The 20300-nt window shown below is 54.0% G+C and carries 20 protein-coding genes and 1 tRNA gene; all 21 read left to right on the top strand.

The window, feature by feature from the left end; translation table 11 throughout:
- Nucleotides 1-4: 4 nt before the first annotated feature.
- The 21 genes from tuf (DBAC_RS13935) (at nucleotide 5) to rpsS (ending at nucleotide 20294) form a co-directional block, all read left to right on the top strand.
- The gene (tuf, locus tag DBAC_RS13935; RefSeq protein ID WP_015774953.1) at nucleotides 5-1198 is read left to right on the top strand and encodes an elongation factor Tu; all 1194 of its coding nucleotides are present in this window, start codon (nucleotides 5-7) and stop codon (nucleotides 1196-1198) included.
- A gap of 3 nt (nucleotides 1199-1201) precedes the next feature.
- The gene (gene rpmG, locus DBAC_RS18540; RefSeq protein WP_081434452.1) at nucleotides 1202-1351 is read left to right on the top strand and encodes a 50S ribosomal protein L33; all 150 of its coding nucleotides are present in this window, start codon (nucleotides 1202-1204) and stop codon (nucleotides 1349-1351) included.
- Nucleotides 1352-1403: 52 nt separating this feature from the next.
- Nucleotides 1404-1479, top strand: a tRNA-Trp gene (locus DBAC_RS13930).
- A gap of 23 nt (nucleotides 1480-1502) precedes the next feature.
- Nucleotides 1503-1736, top strand: a complete 234-nt coding sequence (secE, locus tag DBAC_RS13925) for a preprotein translocase subunit SecE (RefSeq protein WP_015774952.1) — start codon at nucleotides 1503-1505, stop codon at nucleotides 1734-1736.
- 12 nt (nucleotides 1737-1748) lie between these two features.
- Nucleotides 1749-2291 (top strand): transcription termination/antitermination protein NusG, encoded by a 543-nt coding sequence (nusG, locus tag DBAC_RS13920; RefSeq protein WP_015774951.1) that lies wholly within the window; start codon nucleotides 1749-1751, stop codon nucleotides 2289-2291.
- Nucleotides 2292-2316: 25 nt separating this feature from the next.
- The gene (gene rplK / locus DBAC_RS13915) at nucleotides 2317-2739 is read left to right on the top strand and encodes a 50S ribosomal protein L11 (protein WP_015774950.1); all 423 of its coding nucleotides are present in this window, start codon (nucleotides 2317-2319) and stop codon (nucleotides 2737-2739) included.
- Between the two features lie 15 nt (nucleotides 2740-2754).
- A complete protein-coding gene (gene rplA, locus DBAC_RS13910) occupies nucleotides 2755-3459 on the top strand; it encodes a 50S ribosomal protein L1 (protein WP_015774949.1) in 705 nt (234 codons plus the stop codon).
- Between the two features lie 102 nt (nucleotides 3460-3561).
- Nucleotides 3562-4080, top strand: coding sequence for a 50S ribosomal protein L10 (gene rplJ, locus DBAC_RS13905; RefSeq protein ID WP_015774948.1), 519 nt, complete (start codon nucleotides 3562-3564; stop codon nucleotides 4078-4080).
- A 27-nt stretch (nucleotides 4081-4107) separates the two neighbouring features.
- Nucleotides 4108-4491 (top strand): 50S ribosomal protein L7/L12, encoded by a 384-nt coding sequence (gene rplL / locus DBAC_RS13900; RefSeq protein ID WP_015774947.1) that lies wholly within the window; start codon nucleotides 4108-4110, stop codon nucleotides 4489-4491.
- Nucleotides 4492-4687: 196 nt separating this feature from the next.
- Nucleotides 4688-8779 (top strand): DNA-directed RNA polymerase subunit beta, encoded by a 4092-nt coding sequence (gene rpoB, locus DBAC_RS13895; RefSeq protein WP_015774946.1) that lies wholly within the window; start codon nucleotides 4688-4690, stop codon nucleotides 8777-8779.
- A gap of 57 nt (nucleotides 8780-8836) precedes the next feature.
- Nucleotides 8837-13039 carry a DNA-directed RNA polymerase subunit beta' gene (gene rpoC, locus DBAC_RS13890; RefSeq protein ID WP_015774945.1) on the top strand — a complete coding sequence of 1401 codons (4203 nt, stop codon included), beginning with the start codon at nucleotides 8837-8839 and terminating at the stop codon, nucleotides 13037-13039.
- An 88-nt stretch (nucleotides 13040-13127) separates the two neighbouring features.
- Nucleotides 13128-13499, top strand: coding sequence for a 30S ribosomal protein S12 (rpsL, locus tag DBAC_RS13885; protein ID WP_015774944.1), 372 nt, complete (start codon nucleotides 13128-13130; stop codon nucleotides 13497-13499).
- An 18-nt stretch (nucleotides 13500-13517) separates the two neighbouring features.
- A complete protein-coding gene (gene rpsG / locus DBAC_RS13880) occupies nucleotides 13518-13988 on the top strand; it encodes a 30S ribosomal protein S7 (RefSeq protein WP_015774943.1) in 471 nt (156 codons plus the stop codon).
- A 14-nt stretch (nucleotides 13989-14002) separates the two neighbouring features.
- A complete protein-coding gene (gene fusA / locus DBAC_RS13875) occupies nucleotides 14003-16072 on the top strand; it encodes an elongation factor G (RefSeq protein WP_015774942.1) in 2070 nt (689 codons plus the stop codon).
- A 15-nt stretch (nucleotides 16073-16087) separates the two neighbouring features.
- Nucleotides 16088-17281 (top strand): elongation factor Tu, encoded by a 1194-nt coding sequence (gene tuf, locus DBAC_RS13870; protein ID WP_015774941.1) that lies wholly within the window; start codon nucleotides 16088-16090, stop codon nucleotides 17279-17281.
- A 15-nt stretch (nucleotides 17282-17296) separates the two neighbouring features.
- Nucleotides 17297-17605 (top strand): 30S ribosomal protein S10, encoded by a 309-nt coding sequence (gene rpsJ, locus DBAC_RS13865; RefSeq protein ID WP_015774940.1) that lies wholly within the window; start codon nucleotides 17297-17299, stop codon nucleotides 17603-17605.
- Between the two features lie 18 nt (nucleotides 17606-17623).
- Nucleotides 17624-18256, top strand: coding sequence for a 50S ribosomal protein L3 (gene rplC / locus DBAC_RS13860; protein ID WP_015774939.1), 633 nt, complete (start codon nucleotides 17624-17626; stop codon nucleotides 18254-18256).
- 13 nt (nucleotides 18257-18269) lie between these two features.
- On the top strand, nucleotides 18270-18890 hold the full coding sequence (rplD, locus tag DBAC_RS13855; RefSeq protein WP_015774938.1) for a 50S ribosomal protein L4: 621 nt from the start codon (nucleotides 18270-18272) through the stop codon (nucleotides 18888-18890).
- A complete protein-coding gene (gene rplW / locus DBAC_RS13850; protein WP_015774937.1) occupies nucleotides 18890-19180 on the top strand; it encodes a 50S ribosomal protein L23 in 291 nt (96 codons plus the stop codon). Before rplD ends, rplW begins: the two co-directional genes overlap by 1 nt.
- Before the next feature lie 2 nt (nucleotides 19181-19182).
- Complete coding sequence (gene rplB / locus DBAC_RS13845) at nucleotides 19183-20013, top strand: 50S ribosomal protein L2 (protein ID WP_015774936.1); 831 nt, start codon at nucleotides 19183-19185, stop codon at nucleotides 20011-20013.
- A gap of 8 nt (nucleotides 20014-20021) precedes the next feature.
- Complete coding sequence (gene rpsS / locus DBAC_RS13840; protein ID WP_015774935.1) at nucleotides 20022-20294, top strand: 30S ribosomal protein S19; 273 nt, start codon at nucleotides 20022-20024, stop codon at nucleotides 20292-20294.
- The last annotated feature ends 6 nt before the right edge of the window (nucleotides 20295-20300 follow it).

Genomic DNA, 20300 nt, shown 5'->3' with positions numbered 1-20300 from the left:
ATGTATGGCCAAGCAAAAATTTGAAAGAAAAAAGCCGCACGTCAATATCGGTACGATTGGTCATATCGACCACGGCAAGACGACGTTGACCGCCGCAATCACGAAGATTGCGAGCCTCAAGGGCGGCGGATCCTTTGTAGCGTTCGATGAGATCGACAAGGCTCCTGAAGAGAAGGAACGCGGTATCACCATTGCAACCGCGCACGTCGAGTACGAGACCGCCAATCGTCACTATGCCCACGTGGATTGCCCCGGTCACGCCGACTACATCAAGAACATGATCACCGGCGCGGCCCAGATGGACGGCGCGATCATCGTTGTTGCGGCCACCGACGGTCCCATGCCCCAGACTCGTGAGCACATCCTGCTCGCCCGTCAGGTTGGCGTTCCTTATGTCGTGGTGTTCCTGAACAAGGTCGACCTTGTTGACGATGAAGAATTGATCGAACTGGTAGACATGGAAGTGCGCGAACTGCTGTCCAAGTACGAGTTCCCCGGCGACGACGTTCCGGTCATCCGCGGTTCCGCCTTGAAGGCGCTGGAAAGCGACACTGCCGACAGCGAAGACGCCAAGTGCATTCTTGAGCTGTTGGACGCTTGCGACTCTTACATTCCCGCTCCGATTCGCGAGACCGATAAGCCCTTCCTGATGCCTATCGAAGACGTGTTCTCCATTTCCGGTCGCGGCACTGTCGTCACCGGTCGTGTCGAGCGCGGCATCGTGCGCGTTGGCGAGGAAGTCGAGATCGTCGGTATCACCGATACCCGCAAGACGACCTGCACCGGCGTTGAAATGTTCCGCAAGCTTCTTGACGAAGGTCAGGCCGGCGACAACATCGGCGCCCTGCTTCGCGGCGTGAAGCGTGACGATGTTGAGCGCGGCCAGGTACTTGCCAAGCCGGGCAGCATCACCCCGCACACGAAGTTCTCTGCGGAAGTGTACGTCCTGAGCAAGGAAGAAGGCGGTCGTCATACACCTTTCTTCTCCGGCTATCGTCCTCAGTTCTATTTCCGTACGACAGACATCACCGGTGTGGTGACTCTGGATGAAGGCATAGAAATGATCATGCCTGGTGACAACACGACTTTCCATGTGCATCTGATCAATCCGATCGCCATGGAAAAGGGTCTTCGCTTCGCAATCCGCGAAGGTGGACGTACCGTTGGCGCTGGTGTTGTTTCCGAAATCGTGGAGTAAATAATGCGCATTAATATCCTTCTTGCTTGTGGTGATTGCAAGCGTAGAAACTACGCAACTCAGAAAAACAAAAAGAACACTACCACAAAGCTCGAACTGAGCAAGTTTTGTCCTTTTTGCGGAAAGCACACAAAGCATCGCGAATCTAAATAGTGTAATGCAGATGCTGCCAATGCGGCATCTGCATTGAAAATTTCCCTCACGCAGGCCAGTAGCTCTAACGGTAGAGCATCGGACTCCAAATCCGAGGGCTGGGGGTTCGAATCCCTCCTGGCCTGCCATACATTTACTAGCGATGGACAAAATGAAAAAGAATGCCGAAGCAGAATTGCAAAAACAAGGAATCATGCAGAAGATAACAGATCTGCGTATATTCTTTGACCAAGCAAAAGTGGAACTGAAGAAAGTTGTTTGGCCTGACAAGCAGGAGACCATCAGTACCAGTTCGGCGGTTTTGTTGTTGGTAGTCGTAATGGCACTCTTTCTGGGCGTTGTGGATTTGGTATTGACCAAAATCATTGCCGCCGTTCTGTCCTAAGGCGAGGCCATCATGAGCGACGAACCTAAGGCACGCTGGTACATAATTCACACATATTCGGGATTTGAACAGCGGGTGGAGCAGACGATCAAAGAGATGATCCGTACCGGACAGGCCAAAGGCCTGGTTGAGGAAGTGATTGTTCCGACGGAAAAGGTTGTTGAACTGATCAAGGGCCAGAAACGCACATCCACGCGTAAATTTTATCCTGGTTATGCAATGGTCAAGATGGTGTTTACGGATGATTCCTGGCACATGATTCAGTCCATTCCGAAAGTTACCGGATTTATTGGCGGCAAAAGCCGCCCGGTGCCGCTTACGGATAAAGAAGCGCAGAGAATTCTGGCAACGATTGAAACCAGGAAAGAGCAGCCAAGACCAAAATTTCATTTTGAACGTGGTGATGATGTCCGCGTGATTGACGGGCCTTTTGCAAATTTCAATGCCACGGTTGAAGATGTGAATTATGATAAAGGCAAATTGCGTGTCTCGGTATCTATTTTTGGAAGACAAACGCCGGTTGAGCTTGACTTTGTTCAGGTGACTAAAGGCTGATAATTTTTAGATATGAGGTAGTGTTATGGCCAAAAAAATTAATGCAATAATCAAACTGCAACTTCCCGCAGGAGCTGCGAACCCTTCACCCCCAGTTGGTCCTGCCTTGGGTCAGCATGGTGTGAATATCATGGAGTTCTGCAAGGCGTATAACGCCAAGACTCTCAATGATAAGGGTACGATCATTCCGGTTGAGATCACGGTCTTTTCCGACCGTTCTTTCACCTTCATCACCAAGACTCCTCCGGCTGCAGTGCTTTTGGTCAAGGCTGCCAAATTGCAAAAGGGATCCGGTGAGCCCAACAAGAAAAAAGTTGGGAAGGTGAGCATGGCTCAAATTGAGGAAATTGCGAAGATCAAGATGCCCGACCTTTCGGCTTATGATCTGAATGCGGCATGTAAGACCATCATGGGCACTGCAAGCAGCATGGGAATTGAAGTGGAATAAGGGAGTAAGCGAGCTATGCCCAAGCACGGAAAAAAATTTCAGAAAGTATTTGAGGCCATTGATGGTCTCAAGATGTACGATGTGGCTGAAGCTGTCGAGTTGGTTCTCAAAAGCTCGTATGCCAAGTTTGATGAGACCGTTGATATCGCGGTAAATCTTGGAGTCAATCCCAAGTACTCCGATCAGATGGTGCGCGGTGCTGTGTCCATGCCTCACGGCTTGGGCAAGACTGTCCGCGTGGTCGCCTTCTGCAAGGGTGAAAACGAGGAAAAGGCTCTGAGCGCCGGTGCCATTGCGGCTGGCGGCGATGAGCTGGTCGAGAAGATCAAGGGCGGCTGGCTCGATTTCGACAATGCCGTAGCCACTCCCGATATGATGGGACACGTCGGCAAAATCGGCAAGATCCTCGGCCCCCGTGGACTCATGCCCAATGCCAAGACCGGTACGGTCACCGTCGAGCTGGAGAAAGCCATTCAGGAACTGCTCGCGGGCAAGGTGGAGTTCCGTGTGGACAAGGCCGGCGTTATCCATGCCCCCATCGGCAAGGTATCCTTCGGCTCCGAGAAGCTGCTCGGCAACCTGCGCACGGTAGTCGATGCACTGATCAAGCTCAAACCCTCCACCGCCAAGGGTACGTATGTGAAGGCAGTGTCCCTGTCCTCCACCATGGGACCGGGCGTCAAGGTTGACGCTGCTTCCCTGCGCAAAGCGGGCGAATAAGTTTCAAAACAAGTAGATGAGTCAGAGAATGCAGGTGGATCTTCCTTAATATCCTGCTGAGACTGCTTTGGCTCAGTCTGCCTAGCTATAGAGAGGTATGTGGTGAATAGGGCAGAAAAAGCAAAAATCATCGATGGCCTGAAGGAGAGGGCTGACAAGGCGAGCATCGCCATTGTCACGGATTTCCATGGGCTCAAAGTGGCAGAGCTTACTCCCTTGCGTGCAAAATTGCATGAAGCGGGGTGCGACTATCAGGTCGTGAAGAATACTCTGGCACGGAAAGCTTTCATGGAAGGACCACACGTAGTACTCAATGAACATTTGAAGTACAACTGTGCCGTGGCTTTCGGTTATGACGACCCTGTCGTCGCTGCAAAGGTCCTGGTTGAGTTTGCAAAGAAGAACGATAAGTTTTCCGTGCGTTACGCAAGTCTGGAAGGCAAGTTTCTTGAAGAGGCGTCCATCAAGGCGCTCTCCGAACTTCCCGGCCGCGAACAGTTGCTCGGATCTCTTCTGGGCACCATGAACGCGGTACCGCAGAATTTCGTTTCTCTCTTTGCCAATGTTGTTAGAGGCATGGTCAACGTACTGACCGCGCTCAAAGACAAAAAAGAAGTTTGAGCCAAAGCTAATATTTAGGAGGATAAAATGTCTGATATCACCAAAGAACAGGTTGTCGAATTCATCGCTAACATGACTGTGTTGGAACTCTCCGTCTTCATCAAGGAGTTGGAAGAGAAGTTCGGCGTATCCGCCGCTGCTCCCGTAGCCGCTTTTGCCGCCGCCGCTCCTGTCGCCGCAGCGGAAGCTGAAGAAGAGAAGACCGAATTCGACGTCGTCCTGACTGAAGCCGGCGCCAACAAGATCGGCGTCATCAAGGTTGTGCGCGCTCTGACCAGCCTGGGCCTGAAAGAAGCCAAGGCCAAGGTCGACGAGACTCCTTCCGTGATCCTGGAAGCCGCTGCCAAGGATGCCGCCAACGACGCCAAGAAGCAGCTTGAAGAAGCTGGTGCAAAGGTTGAAATTAAGTAGTTTTTTGCTTTCTGTTTGACTTTTTGTAAAGAGTGTAAGGGGAAAAAAACCTCTTACACTCTTTACGCCTTTTTGTGTAACACCACGCCTTAAGCGTCAGCATATGCGACTGAGTGATACTTCACCATAGCTACTCTCCCTTTGGTCCCAGAACGCTTTGCCTGCCCAGCAACATCCCATTTCCTGAGGGGAAACGATGAACAAACTGATCAAGAAATTCGGACGAATTAAAGATTCCATTGATATCCCTCATCTTTTAAGCCTTCAGCTTGATTCGTATAATAAATTTCTGCAGACTGATGTTCCGCCCAGCATGCGCACGGATATCGGTCTCGAAGGCGTTTTTCGTTCTGTTTTTCCGATTCATGATTTCAATAAGACGGCCACCTTGGAATACGTCAGTTACGATATCGGCAAGCCCAAATACGATGTCGATGAGTGCATCGCCAAGGGTTTAACCTTTGAAGCTCCCTTGCGCATCAAGGTGCGTCTCGCCGTGTACGACGTCGATGAGGCGTCCGGCAGTCGCACCATCCATGACATCAAGGAGCAAGACATATATTTCGGAACGATCCCGCTCATTACCCAGAAGGGAACGTTTTTGATCAATGGCACCGAGCGTGTCATTGTTAACCAGCTGCAGCGATCGCCCGGCATCATCTTTGAGCACGATTCCGGCAAGACGCATTCAAGCCGTAAAATCCTGTACAGCTGCCGCATAATTCCCATGCGCGGGTCCTGGCTGGATTTTGATTTCGACCACAAAGACATCCTTTACGTGCGCATCGACCGCCGCCGCAAAATGCCCGCCACGATTTTGCTCAAGGCCATGGGCATGACCAGCGAGGATATTCTCGACTATTACTACGCCAAAGAGACTTTTCGCCTTGAAGGCACCTCTGTCCTGCGGCGCGTGGAAGAGTACAACTTCCGCAAGGAACTGGCTCATTCCGATGTCGTCGCTCCCGACGGAACCGTGATTGTCGCTGCCGGCAAGGCCCTGACCAAGGGCATGTGGAAGCGGATGATCAAGGCCGGGATCGAGTATTACGAGGTTCGCCCCGATACGCTCGAGACGGAATATGCCGCCAAGGACATTGTCGACCCCGGGACCGGAGAGGTCATCCTGCGCGCAGGAGATCCCTTTACCGCCGGAGCCGTGGAAAAATGCCTGGCTGCGGGCATCACCGAAATGGGTGCGATATTCTCTACTGGTGCCGAGGCCTCCGCGTGTCTGCGCGATACCCTGGCCATGGACAAGTGCGAAGATTTGGAAAGCGCGCAGATCGACATCTACAAGCGTCTGCGTCCCAGTTCTCCGCCCACAGCCGAGATTTCAGCCAGCTTCTTCGACAATTTGTTCAGGAATGCCGATTATTACGATCTCTCTCCTGTCGGACGCTACAAGCTCAATTCCCGTTTGAACCTGAGCCTGCCCATTGATCACCGCACGTTGTCCAACGACGACATCTTCCGGTCGGTCAAGAAGCTCATTCAGCTCAAGGACTCTCACGGTCCCGCCGATGACATCGATCATCTTGGCAACCGTCGTGTCAGGCCCGTCGGCGAGTTGGTGGAGAATCAGTACCGCATCGGCCTGGTGCGCATGGAGCGCGCAATCAAGGAACGCATGAGCCTGCAGGAAGTCGCAACGCTGATGCCGCACGACCTGGTCAATCCCAAGCCGGTCACCGCCGTGCTAAAGGAATTTTTCGGCACATCGCAGCTGTCGCAGTTCATGGACCAGACCAACCCCTTGTCCGAGGTTACGCACAAGCGGCGTCTGTCCGCTCTCGGACCCGGCGGCCTGACTCGTGAACGTGCAGGGTTCGAGGTGCGCGACGTTCATCTTAGCCATTACGGACGTATCTGTCCCATTGAAACTCCCGAAGGCCCGAACATCGGCCTTATCGTTTCTCTGACCACGCACGGGCTGGTCAACGATTACGGTTTCATCGAGACCCCGTATCGCGTGGTCAAGGATGCGATCGTCACCGATGAAATCCAGTACATGGAAGCGTCCACCGAAAGCGGGCACATCATCGCCCAGGCCAATGCTCTTTTCGGCGATGACCGTCAGTTCATCAACGCTCAGGTCGAGGCCCGGGTCGAGGGCGAGTTCGCCATCGTGCCACGCGAAGAAGTGACGCTCATGGACATTTCTCCGGGGCAGATCGTGTCCATTTCTTCCGCGCTGATTCCCTTTCTGGAGCACGATGACGCCAACCGCGCGCTCATGGGTTCGAACATGCAGCGTCAGTCGGTCCCGCTTCTGGTGACCGAGGAGCCGCTGATCGGTACCGGCATCGAGGGCAAGGTCGCCCAGGATTCCGGAAGCTGCCTTTTGGCCGAGGGTGACGGCGAGATCATGTACGTTGACGCGGACCGGGTCATTGTCGCCTATTCTGACGACCTGTACCCCGAAGCCGGCGGCGTGCGTTTTTACGAGGTGCAGAAATACCACAAGTCCAACCAGAACAGCTGCTTTGGCCAGAAACCTCGGGTCAAGATCGGGGACAAGGTCAAGAAGGGCGCGGTCCTGGCGGATGGCCCGGCCATCCATAACGGAGAGCTGGCCCTGGGCAAGAACCTGCTTGTGGCCTTCATGCCCTGGTGTGGTTACAACTACGAAGACTCCATCCTGATTTCAGAGCGGGTCGTGAAAGAAGATGTCTACACCTCCATCCACATCGAGGAGTTCGACGTATTCGCCCGCGACACCAAGCTCGGACCCGAGGAAGTCACCCGCGACATTCCCAACGTCGGCGAAGAAATGCTGCGCAATCTCGACGAGAGCGGCATTATTCGCATCGGCGCTCGGGTTAAGCCGGACGACATTCTGGTCGGCAAGATCACGCCCAAGGGCGAGACGCAGCTGACACCGGAAGAGCGGCTCCTGCGGGCCATCTTCGGAGACAAGGCGCGTGACGTGAAGAATACGTCCCTCAAGGTTCCGCCGGGAATCGAGGGCACGGTCATCGACGTCAAGGTTTTCAACCGCCGCTCCGGAGACAAGGACGAGCGTACGCACCTGATCGAGAATTACGAGCTTGAACGCATCGACGTGCGTGAAAGACAGCACGCCGCAGCCCTGACCGAAACCACCCGGCGCAAGATCTGGGATGTCTGCAAGGGTAAAAGCGTTGCCAAGACCATCATGGGCAAGCGCAAGGGAGAAGTGCTCCTTGAGGCCAACCAGCCCATAAAAGAAGATGTTTTTGCTGAAATTCCGCTCAAGAAGCTTGTCGGTGCTTTTGCTGCCAAGGACGTCAACGAAGCCGTGAAGGTGCAGCTCGACTATTTCGATCTGCAGCTCAAATTCGTCAAGGACGTGTATGAAAGCAAGCGCGGCAAGGTCACCGAAGGGGACGATCTGCCTCCGGGCGTCATCAAAATGGCGAAGGTCTATGTTGCCGTGAAGCGTAAGCTCAATGTCGGCGATAAGATGGCCGGTCGTCACGGCAACAAGGGTGTTGTTTCCAACATCCTGCCCGAAGAGGACATGCCGTTCTTTGCTGACGGAACGTCCATGGACGTGGTTCTGAATCCTCTGGGCGTACCTTCGCGTATGAACATCGGCCAGATCATGGAGACGCATTTGGGTTGGGCGGCAAAGTCCCTTGGTCAGCAGATCGCGGCCATGGTCGATGAAGGCGTGGCCAAGGTGCGCAGCGAAATCAAGGACATTTTCGATTCACCCGAGACTTCGGCGTTGCTGGATACCATGACGGATGACGAAGTCATTGAAGCCGCCCGGGATCTCAATCGCGGCATAATCATGAAGACTCCCGTTTTTGACGGCGCCGACGAGAGCGAGATCTGGGCGCTGCTCAAGAGAGCAGGGCTGCCCGAAGACGGCAAGGCGCTGCTCTTTGACGGTCGTACCGGCGTTCCGTTCCACAACCGTGTCACGGTGGGCTACATGTATTACCTGAAGCTGCACCATCTGGTTGACGAGAAAATTCATGCCCGCTCGACGGGTCCTTACTCCCTGGTCACCCAGCAGCCCCTCGGCGGCAAGGCCCAGTTCGGCGGACAGCGTCTCGGTGAAATGGAAGTCTGGGCCCTGGAAGCATACGGCGCCGCTTATCTGCTGCAGGAGTTTTTGACGGTCAAATCCGATGATGTGAACGGTCGTGTGAAGATGTATGAAAAGATTGTGAAGGGATCCAATTTCCTCGAAAGCGGAATGCCCGAATCATTCAACGTATTGGTCAAGGAAATGATGGCGCTGGGTCTTGAAGTCACCCTTTTGGAAGACGACAAGAAGCGCCCGAGGAAAAGATGATCCCTCGGCAAAACCGGCCACAGCATTGCAATTCGACCAAAGCAAGAGGAATACACGATGAGTCTTGATGATCTTTTTACACAACGGGGCAGTGCATCCAGCTCTTTCAATAGCCAGAATCTCAAAGCGATCGGAATCAACGTCGCTTCTCCGGAGAAGATTCGCGAATGGTCTTTCGGTGAAGTAAAAAAACCCGAAACGATTAACTATCGCACATTCAAGCCGGAACGGGACGGCCTTTTCTGCGCCAAGATTTTTGGCCCGGTCAAGGATTACGAGTGCAACTGCGGAAAATACAAGCGCATGAAGCATCGCGGCATTGTCTGCGAAAAGTGCGGTGTTGAAGTAATCGCATCCAAGGTCAGACGCGAGAGAATGGGGCATATTGAACTTGCCGCCCCCGTTGCTCATATCTGGTTCCTGAAATCCTTGCCCTCCAAGATCGGTACCTTGCTCGATATGACCATGGCCGATCTGGAAAAGGTGCTTTACTTTGATTCATATATCATACTGGATCCAGGCGAGACGACCTTGCTCAAGAAGCAGGTCATTTCAGAGGAACAGTATTTTCAAATTCTTGATCACTATGACGACAACGCCATAACGGTGGGCATGGGCGCCGAATCTATCAAGATCCTGTTGCAGGAGATTGATTTGGCGAGTCTGCGGGTGGAACTGCGCGAAGAGTCCCAATCCACCCGTTCCCAGACCAAGAAAAAGAAGTTGGCCAAGCGCCTGAAAATCGTCGAGGCTTTCCTGGAATCCGGGAACAAGCCCGAGTGGATGGTCATGGACGTGATCCCGATCATCCCGCCCGAGCTGCGTCCCCTGGTTCCTCTCGACGGCGGCCGGTTCGCCACGTCCGACCTGAACGACCTCTATCGCCGGGTCATCAATCGCAACAATCGTTTGAAGCGGCTCTTGGAGCTTGGCGCTCCGGACATCATCATCCGCAATGAAAAGCGCATGTTGCAGGAGTCCGTGGACGCCCTCTTCGACAACGGCCGGCGTGGTCGTGCCATAACCGGCACCAACGGCCGTCCGCTCAAATCCTTGTACGACATGATCAAGGGCAAGCAGGGCCGCTTCCGTCAGAACCTTCTCGGCAAGCGTGTCGACTATTCCGGCCGTTCCGTAATCGTGGTCGGTCCGTATCTGAAATTGCATCAGTGCGGCCTGCCCAAGAAGATGGCGCTCGAACTGTTCAAGCCCTTCATCTATTCCAAGCTTGAGGAGCGGGGTTATGCCAGCACCATCAAGAGCGCGAAGAAGATGGTCGAGCGTGAAGAAATCGCTGTTTGGGATATTCTCGAAGAAGTTGTGCGCGAGTACCCCATCCTGCTGAACCGCGCGCCGACGCTGCATCGTCTGGGCATCCAGGCTTTTGAACCCATTTTGGTCGAAGGAAAGGCGATACGGCTGCATCCCCTGGTATGTACTGCTTTCAACGCCGACTTTGACGGTGACCAGATGGCCGTGCACGTGCCTCTTTCGGTGGAGGCTCAGATTGAATGCCGCGTGCTCATGATGTCCACGAACAACATTCTGTCCCCGGCTAACGGCTCTCCGATCATCGTGCCTTCGCAGGATATTGTTCTTGGCCTGTACTTCCTGACCGTGGAGCGTCCTTTCGAGCGCGGCGAAGGCATGATCTTTTCCGACCCCGATGAGGTCATTTGCGCCTTTGACTCGGGTCACGTGGAACTCCACGCGCGGATCAAGGTCCGCATCGACGGGGAACTAGTCGCCACCACTCCCGGCAGGATCATCATCCGCGAGATCGTGCCGACGGAAGTTCCTTTCGAGGTCTATAACCGCGAGATGAGCAAGAAGGTTATCGGACGTCTGGTGGGCGAAGCCTACCGCTTGGCCGGTACCAAGGCCACGGTCATTCTGTGCGACAAGCTGAAGGATTTGGGATTCGAGTACTCGACGCAGGCCGGGATCACCGTCGGCGTGAAGGATCTGACCATCCCGCCGGCCAAGTCCGGCATTCTGGATCGCTCCCACACCGAGGTTTCGGATATCGAGCAGCAGTACCGCGAAGGTATCATCACCCGTACGGAAAAATATAACAAGGTCGTTGACGTCTGGACCAAGGCAACCAATGACGTGGCCGACGCCATGATGCTGGAGCTGAAGTACGACACCGTGCCCAACCCAAAGCAGGATGATTCCCCGCACGTGAAGCATGCGCTTCGCTGGGAAGTTTCCAAGCTCAAGGAAGAGCGCTGCAACAGCTTTAACTCGGTCTTCATGATGGCCAACTCCGGTGCGCGAGGCAACCAGGATCAGATGCGCCAGTTGGCAGGCATGCGTGGTCTGATGGCCAAGCCTTCCGGTGAAATCATCGAGACGCCCATCACCTCTTCATTCCGTGAAGGGTTGACCATTCTGCAGTACTTCACGTCCACACACGGTGCTCGTAAAGGTCTGGCCGATACCGCGCTTAAAACCGCGAACTCGGGCTACCTGACACGCCGCCTGGTCGACGTTGTGCAGGACGTCATTGTCAGCGAGCATGATTGCAAGACGGTAGACGGCATCGAGCTGACCCACGTCACCAAGAGCGGTGAAATCACCGTGCGTCTGAGTGAGCGCGTTCTTGGCCGAACAGCCATGTACGATATCCTTGATCCGGAAACCGGCGAGGTTTTCATCCCCGCCAATGCCATGATCAACGAGGAACTTGTCGCCCAGATCGAGCGACGCAACATCTCGACCATCACCATTCGCTCCGCGCTGACCTGCAAGGCCAAGCACGGCGTATGCGCCCTGTGTTATGGTCGCGACCTGGCGCGAGGCCATCTGGTCAACGTCGGTGAGGCTGTGGGCATTATCGCCGCCCAGTCCATCGGCGAGCCTGGAACGCAGCTGACCATGAGAACGTTCCACATCGGTGGCACCGCTTCCAAGGAAATCGAGCAGAGCAGGTATGAGGCTCTAAACAAGGGCCGGATCGTGCTTTCCCGCGTGCGCACGGTTACCAATAACCGTGGAGAGCGTATGGTTCTCGGCAAGAGCGGCCAGCTGCGCATCGTCGATGACCAAGGCGTGGAACGCGAGAAATACGCGTTGCCTTCCGGAGCCAAGCTGTATTTTGAAAACGGCGCCGAGGTCAAAAAAGGTGATCGTCTTGCGGAATGGGATCCCTTCAACGAGCCCTTCGTCACGGATGTCGAGGGCGTGGTCCATTTCACGGACATCATTGAAGGCCGCACCGCCCAGGAGCGCATAGACGAGGCCACGGGCAAGTCGACTCTGACGGTTATTGAATTCAGATCTTCGAGCTTCCGTCCCGGAATCTCCATTTGTGACGAGAACGGCGTCTGCAAGACGAAGCCGGACACAGGGACCCAGACGTCCTATGCCCTGCCGGTCGGCGCCATCGTCATGGTCAACGACGGTGACGTGGTCCAGCCGGGCGACATTATCGCACGTAAGCCTCGCGAAACCATGAAGACCAAGGACATCGTCGGCGGTTTGCCGCGTGTTGCCGAACTCTTCGAAGTGCGCAAGCCCAAGGACCAGGCGATTCTGTCCGAAATCGACGGCATCGTGAGCTTTGGTCCCGATTCAAAAGGCAAGCGCAAACTGATTGTGGAGCCTGAAGTCGGAGATGCCCGCGTCTACCTGATTCCCAAAGGAAAGCATATCAGCGTCGGCGAGGGTGACTTCGTGGAGAGCGGCGAGCTCCTGACCGAGGGCACGCCGGATCTTCATGACCTGCTCAAGGTCAAGGGTGAAAAATTCCTGGCCTTCTACCTGGTCGAGGGTGTGCAGGACGTGTACCGTTTCCAGGGTGTTTACATCAATGACAAGCACATCGAGATCATCGTCCGCCAGATGCTCAAGAAGTTGCTGGTCATCGATCCGGGTGAGACCGGACTGCTTATGGGCGAACAGGTCGACAAGGCCAAGTTCGCCAAGATCAATGCCAAGTGCGTAGGCACGGGCATGCAGCCTGCTGTTGCAGAACCGCTGGTGCTCGGAATTACGCAGGCTTCCTTGTCCACGGAATCGTTCATCTCCGCGGCGTCCTTCCAGGAGACGACGAAGGTGCTGACCGAAGCCGCGCTGATCGGTAAAAAAGATTATCTCTACGGACTCAAGGAAAATGTTATTGTCGGCAGATTGGTTAATGCCGGAACGGGTTTCAGATCGTATATTGAAAATGACATTGTGGTCCCGGATCAGCCGGAAAGCCCTGATAAGTTCCTGGAAGATCTGGAGAAAGATCCGTTTTTCATGGGACAATAATTTTTTATTGTCCTGGCAGTTGAGTTGACAGGGGAGGGGAGTTCAATTATGAACCCCCTTCTCAAAATGTTTATTAATGGAGTTTGAAATGCCCACTATTAATCAGTTGGTCCGTAAAGCGCGGGTCATCCAGGTGAAAGGCAAAAAAAGAGCCGCGTTGCAGGAATGCCCGCAGCGCCGGGGAGTTTGCGTGCGCGTATATACCACGACGCCCAAGAAGCCTAACTCCGCTCTTCGAAAAGTGGCCAGAGTGCGACTGACCAACGGAATTGAAGTGACATCCTACATACCCGGTGAAGGGCATAATCTGCAGGAACACTCCGTGGTCATGATCCGTGGTGGTCGTGTCAAGGATTTGCCCGGTGTCCGTTACACGATTATCAGAGGTACGTTGGATGCGGCCGGTGTTCAGGATCGCCGGAAGAGCCGCTCCAAGTACGGAGCCAAACGTCCTAAATAGGTACAAGGAGATTGACGTATGCCTCGCAAGGGAGCCACGCCAAAGCGTGAAGTGCTGCCGGATCCGAAGTACGGAAGCCGGGTGGTCACAAAGTTTGTGAACCAGATGATGTATGACGGCAAGAAAAGCGTTGCCGAAACGATATTCTATGACGCCATCGAAGAACTTGGAAAACGCACCGACAGCGAGCCGCTCAGAGCGTTCGAGCAGCTCATTGAAAAGGTAAAGCCGCAGATGGAAGTGAAATCCCGTCGAGTCGGTGGCGCTACCTACCAGGTTCCCATGGAAGTCCGCCCGGCAAGACAGGAAGCCTTGGCTATCCGTTGGCTGGTCAACTATGCCCGTTCTCGCGGAGAGAAAGGCATGGTTCTGCGTTTGGCGGCTGAATTTCTGGATGCTTATAACGATCGCGGTGGTGCCATCAAGAAGCGTGAAGACACCCATCGAATGGCAGAGGCCAATAAAGCTTTTGCTCATTACCGCTGGTAAAAGAGGTTCTTTCCGTGTCTAAACGTGTTCCCATAAAAGATCAGCGCAATATCGGTATCATGGCCCACATCGATGCGGGCAAGACCACGACTACCGAACGTATTTTATTTTATACGGGTGTATCCCACAGGCTTGGAGAGGTTCATGACGGTCAGGCGACCATGGACTGGATGGAGCAGGAGCAGGAGCGTGGCATCACGATCACCTCTGCTGCGACAACCTGTTACTGGCGCGATTGCCGCATTAACATCATCGACACTCCCGGCCATGTTGATTTCACCGTAGAAGTCGAGCGTTCGCTGCGCGTGCTTGATGGCGCTGTTGCTGTTTTTTGCGCTGTTGGTGGAGTCGAGCCGCAGTCTGAGACTGTATGGCGGCAGGCGGACAGATACCGGGTTCCCCGGATCGCCTTTGTTAACAAGATGGACCGCTCGGGAGCAGATTTCTACCGGGTTGTCGACATGATCAAGGATCGTCTCAAGGCGAAGCCTGTTCCGCTGCACCTGCCCATCGGCGCAGAGGAGAACTTTTTGGGACAGATCGACCTTGTACGCAAGGTCGCTCTCTACTACGACGCAGATTCCAAGGGCGAAACGATTATCGAGCGCGAGATCCCCGCTGAAATGGTGGATCAGGTTGACGAATGGCGCATGAATCTCGTTGAAGCTATCGCCGAGGAAGACGAGACCCTGCTTGAAAAGTATTTGGGCGGGGAAGAACTTCAGCCTGAAGAGATCATGGCAGGAATTCGTTCCGCGACCATCGGCATGAAAATTTGCCCGGTGATTTGCGGTTCTGCGTTCAAGAACAAGGGTGTGCAGGCACTGCTGGATTGCGTGGTGGATTATCTGCCTTCCCCGGTGGAAGTTCCGGCCATGGTCGGAATCGACCCCGACACCAAGGAAGAGGTCACATGCGAATGTTCCGACGATCTGCCGCTGAGCGCTCTGGCGTTCAAGCTCATGGCCGATCCTTTCTTCGGGCATCTGACCTTCATCAGGGTATATTCGGGCGTGCTCGTCACCGGTTCCACGGTTCTGAACGCCGCTTCCGGCAAGAAGGAACGTGTTGGCCGCTTGCTGAAGATGCATGCGAACAAACGTGAAGACATCAAGGAAGCCCATGCCGGCGACATTGTCGCCGCTGTTGGGCTGAAGCAGACCAGCACGGGCGAGACTTTGTGCGATCTCAAGCGGGCAATTCTCCTTGAATCCATGGATTTTCCGGAGCCGGTAATCGAAGTCGCCATCGAGCCCAAGACCAAGACCGACAGGGACGCCCTGGGGCAGGCCTTGCAGAAATTGGTCAAGGAAGATCCTTCTTTCCGGGTTAAGACAAACGAAGAAACAGGACAGACGCTTATCGCCGGAATGGGCGAACTGCATCTTGAGATCATTGTTGACCGCCTCACTCGTGAGTTCAAGGTCGACGCTAACGTTGGCAAGCCTCAGGTTGCATACCGCGAGACCATTTCCAAGCCGGCAGAAAAGGATCTCAAGTACGCCAAGCAGTCTGGTGGTCGCGGTCAGTATGCTCATATCGTCATCAAGGTCACGCCTCAGGAACCGGGTGGCGGATACGAATTCGTAAACGGCATTGTCGGCGGCGTCATTCCCAAGGAATACATTCCCGCAGTTGACAAGGGTATCCGCGATGCTCTGCTCAATGGTATTCTGGCCGGTTTTCCCATGGTCGATATCAAGGTCGAATTGGTTCATGGCTCGTATCATGAAGTGGATTCTTCCGAACAGGCTTTCTACATTGCCGGTTCCATGGCAGTGAAAGAGGCGTGTCAGAAAGCGGCCGCAGTGCTTCTTGAACCGATTATGTTTGTGGAAGTACTGACCCCGGATGACTATATGGGCGATGTCATGGGCGACCTGAATGGACGTCGTGGTCGAATCGTCAGTCTTGAAATGCGACACGGGATGCAGATCATCCGCGCAAACGTGCCGCTAAGTAGCATGTTTGGTTATGCAACGGATCTGCGCTCTAAAACTCAAGGTCGTGCAACGTACACCATGTTGTTTGATCATTATGATCGCGTCCCTGCAAGTCTTGCTGAAGAATTGACCAAGAAATGAGAATGGAGATGAAGAATGGCCAAGCAAAAATTTGAAAGAAAGAAGCCGCACGTCAATATCGGTACGATTGGTCATATCGACCACGGCAAGACGACGTTGACCGCAGCAATCACGAAGATTGCGAGCCTCAAGGGCGGCGGATCCTTTGTAGCGTTCGATGAGATCGACAAGGCTCCAGAAGAGAAGGAACGCGGTATCACCATTGCAACTGCGCACGTCGAGTACGAGACCGCCAATCGTCACTATGCCCACGTGGATTGCCCCGGTCACGCCGACTACATCAAGAACATGATCACCGGCGCGGCCCAGATGGACGGCGCGATCATCGTTGTTGCGGCCACCGACGGTCCCATGCCCCAGACTCGTGAGCACATCCTGCTCGCCCGTCAGGTCGGCGTTCCTTATGTCGTGGTGTTCCTGAACAAGGTCGACCTTGTTGACGATGAAGAATTGATCGAACTGGTAGACATGGAAGTGCGCGAGCTTTTGTCCAAGTACGAGTTCCCCGGCGACGACGTCCCGGTCATCCGCGGTTCCGCGCTCAAGGCTCTTGAATGCGACAGCGCCGACGCAGAGGACGCCAAGTGCATTCTTGAGCTTCTGGCCGCCTGCGACTCCTATATTCCGAATCCGATCCGCGAAACGGATAAGCCGTTCCTGATGCCCATCGAAGACGTGTTCTCTATTTCCGGTCGAGGCACCGTCGTGACCGGTCGCGTTGAACGCGGGATCGTGCGTGTTGGCGAGGAAGTTGAGATCGTCGGTATCACCGATACCCGCAAGACGACCTGCACGGGTGTTGAAATGTTCCGCAAGCTTCTTGACGAAGGTCAGGCCGGCGACAACATCGGCGCCCTGCTTCGCGGCGTGAAGCGTGACGATGTTGAGCGCGGCCAGGTACTTGCCAAGCCGGGCAGCATCACCCCGCACACGAAGTTCTCTGCGGAAGTGTATGTTCTGAGCAAGGAAGAAGGAGGCCGTCACACACCTTTCTTCTCCGGCTACCGTCCTCAGTTCTATTTCCGTACGACAGACATCACCGGTGTGGTGACTCTGGATGAAGGCATTGAAATGATCATGCCAGGTGACAACACGACTTTCCATGTGCATTTGATCAACCCGATCGCCATGGAAAAGGGTGTACGCTTCGCAATCCGCGAAGGTGGACGTACAGTTGGCGCTGGTGTTGTTTCCGAAATTCAGGAGTAATGAGGCAAGGTCATCATGAACAGTGACAAAATTCGCATAAAATTGAGAGCGTACGACTACCGCATTCTGGATAAAGCTGTAGCCGAGATTGTCGATTCAGCACGTAATACCGGTGCATCCATTGCCGGCCCTATTCCGTTGCCGACCCGTATCCACAAGCAGACAGTTCAGAAGTCTGTGCACGTGGACAAAAAATCTCGGGAACAGTTTGAAATGCGTGTACACAAACGCCTTTTGGACATTCTTGAACCCACCCAACAGACGGTTGATGCTCTGGGTAAGCTGAATCTTCCCGCTGGCGTTGATGTAGAAATCAAGCTGTAGGGATAACGAGAGGCTATCATGAAAAAGACTTTGGGAATCGTTGGGCGCAAGATCGGCATGACCAGAATTTACGGAGCTGACGGAAACGTCATCCCCGTAACGGTTATTCAGGCCGGTCCCTGCCCAGTTATTGAAAAAAAGGTCAGCGAAAAAGACGGGTACACTGCGATACAGGTTGGTTTTGAAGAAGTGGCTGCACATCGACTGACCAAACCCGAGCAGGGCCATCAGCAAAAGGCAAATTGTGGCTTTTACAAAATGCTGAAGGAAATCCGTCTTGGAAGCGTTGATGAATATGAAATCGGTCAGAAGCTGACCGTCGAAATGTTCACTCCCGGCGAAAAGATTCGCGTTACCGGCACATCCAAGGGTCGCGGGTTCGCAGGCGTCATCCGCCGCTGGAATTTCAGCGGAGCTCCTGCTTCACACGGACACGAAAAGGTCCACAGAAAGCCCGGCTCGATCGGTCAGTGCGCCTGGCCGAGCAAGGTTTTCAAGGGAAAGAAAATGCCGGGTCAGCTTGGAAACAAGACCGCCACAATGCTCAATCTTGAGATTGTCGACGTCCGCCCGGAAGATAATGTCGTGCTTGTACGCGGCCAAGTTCCAGGACCCAAGCAGGGGATCGTCGTCCTCAGCAAGATGAAGTAAAGGGGTATAGATAATGGCAAACGCGAAAGTATACGATCAAAACAGGAAGGAAGTCGGCGAGATTTCCCTGGCCGATGACATCTTCCAGGTCGAAGTAAGACCCGAAGTGCTTCATCTGGCTGTCAAGTCTCACTTGGCGAAGCTTCGCTCCGGAACCGTCGGCGTCAAGACCCGCGGTCTCGTACGGGGCGGTGGCAAAAAGCCATGGCGCCAGAAGGGCACTGGACGGGCCCGTGCAGGATCTAGCCGGTCCCCTCTTTGGAGAAGCGGCGCGGTGATTCACGGTCCTCAGGCTCGTGACTACAGTTTCAAGATTAACAAGCAGATCCGCAAGCTTGCTCTGAAGATGGCCATCTCCTCGCGGTTTACCTCTGAGAATATGCTTGTCGTCAACAAGCTGCAGTTCGATGAGATCAAAACCAAGAACTTTGTGGCCTGCAAGGATACCCTCGGGTTGAAAAAAGCCTTGATTGTTGTTGCTGAAAAAGATACCAACCTTGCTCTTTCGGCCAGGAACGTTCCTGGTATTCTCGTGTTGGATCCGCAGTCGATCAATGTTTACGAAATCCTCAAGTATCCCCAGATGGTCCTGGATCAGGGTGCTGTTTTGGCCCTGCAGGAGAGGTTGAAATAATGGAAAGCACGCAAGTATTACTCAGGCCGTTGATTTCTGAAAAATCTACGGGCCTCAAGGAACTTGGGAATCAAGTTGCTTTTTTTGTTCATTCTGCCGCGAACAAAATCGATGTGCAGCGTGCAGTGGAGAACGTATTCAACGTGAAAGTCACCGCCGTGAACATTGTCAATTATCGTCCGCGTACAAGAAAGAAGTTCGGTCGCGTGGTTGGCAAGATCAGCGGATACAAGAAGGCGTACGTATCTCTTGCCGCCGGCGAAAAGATTGATTTCTTTGAAGGGGTGTAATCATGGCAATTCGAAAGCTTAAACCCACATCTGCCGGACGCAGGTCGCAGACTGTTCTCACGTTTGATGAGATCACTTGCACAACTCCTGAAAAGTCCCTGACCAAGGGTTTGAATAAAAAAAGCGGCCGCAACAATAACGGTCGTGTCACCATGCGCCGCCGTGGCGGTGGAAACAAGTCTTTGTATCGCCTGATTGATTTTAAGCGGAACAAAATTGACGTCCCGGCAAAGGTCGCCACTATCGAGTACGATCCGAACAGAAGCGCCCGTATCGCCTTGCTGCATTATGCTGACGGCGAGAAGCGCTACATAATTTGTCCGCTTGGCCTCAATGTCGGCGATCAGATCCTGGCCGGCGACAAGGCCGACATCAAGCCGGGCAATGCTCTGGCGTTGGCCCGCATTCCCCTTGGAACCCTGGTGCACAACATTGAGCTGTACCCCGGACGCGGAGGCCAGTTGGCCCGCTCTGCCGGTGCATACGCCCAGGTGATCGCCAAGGAAGACAAGTACGCACTGCTCAGATTGCCTTCGGGCGAAGTTCGCAAGGTTTTGGCCGTGAACATCGCGACCGTCGGTCAGGTCGGCAATATCGAGCATGAGAATGTCTCTATCGGTAAAGCCGGACGTAACCGTTGGCTGGGCAATCGTCCCAAGGTTCGTGGCGTAGCGATGAACCCCGTCGATCACCCGTTGGGTGGTGGCGAAGGCAGAAGCTCTGGTGGACGTCATCCCGTTACCCCCTGGGGTAAGCCGACCAAGGGATACAAGACTCGTTCGCCGAAGAAGCCTTCGTCCAAGTTAATCGTAAAACGCCGTGGAAGTAAGTAGGAGTTTCTATGCCTAGGTCTCTGAAAAAAGGCCCTTTCGTGGATGGCCATCTGCTTAACAAGGTGGAAAAATCCCACGCTGATAGAAGCCGTCAGGTGATCAAGACTTGGTCTCGCCGGTCTACGATTTTACCCGAGATGGTCGGACTTACCTTTGCAGTGCATAATGGAAAGAAATTTATCCCGGTGTTTGTCTCTGAGAATATGGTCGGACACAAACTTGGTGAATTTGCACCCACCAGGACTTTTTTTGGCCACGCTGCTGATAAGAAGAAGAAATAGACAGGA

Origin of the sequence: Desulfomicrobium baculatum DSM 4028, assembly GCF_000023225.1 — a bacterium.
GTDB lineage: Bacteria > Desulfobacterota > Desulfovibrionia > Desulfovibrionales > Desulfomicrobiaceae > Desulfomicrobium > Desulfomicrobium baculatum.
Note: the sequence above shows the minus strand (reverse complement) of the source record. Positions and strands in the feature narration are given on the sequence as shown.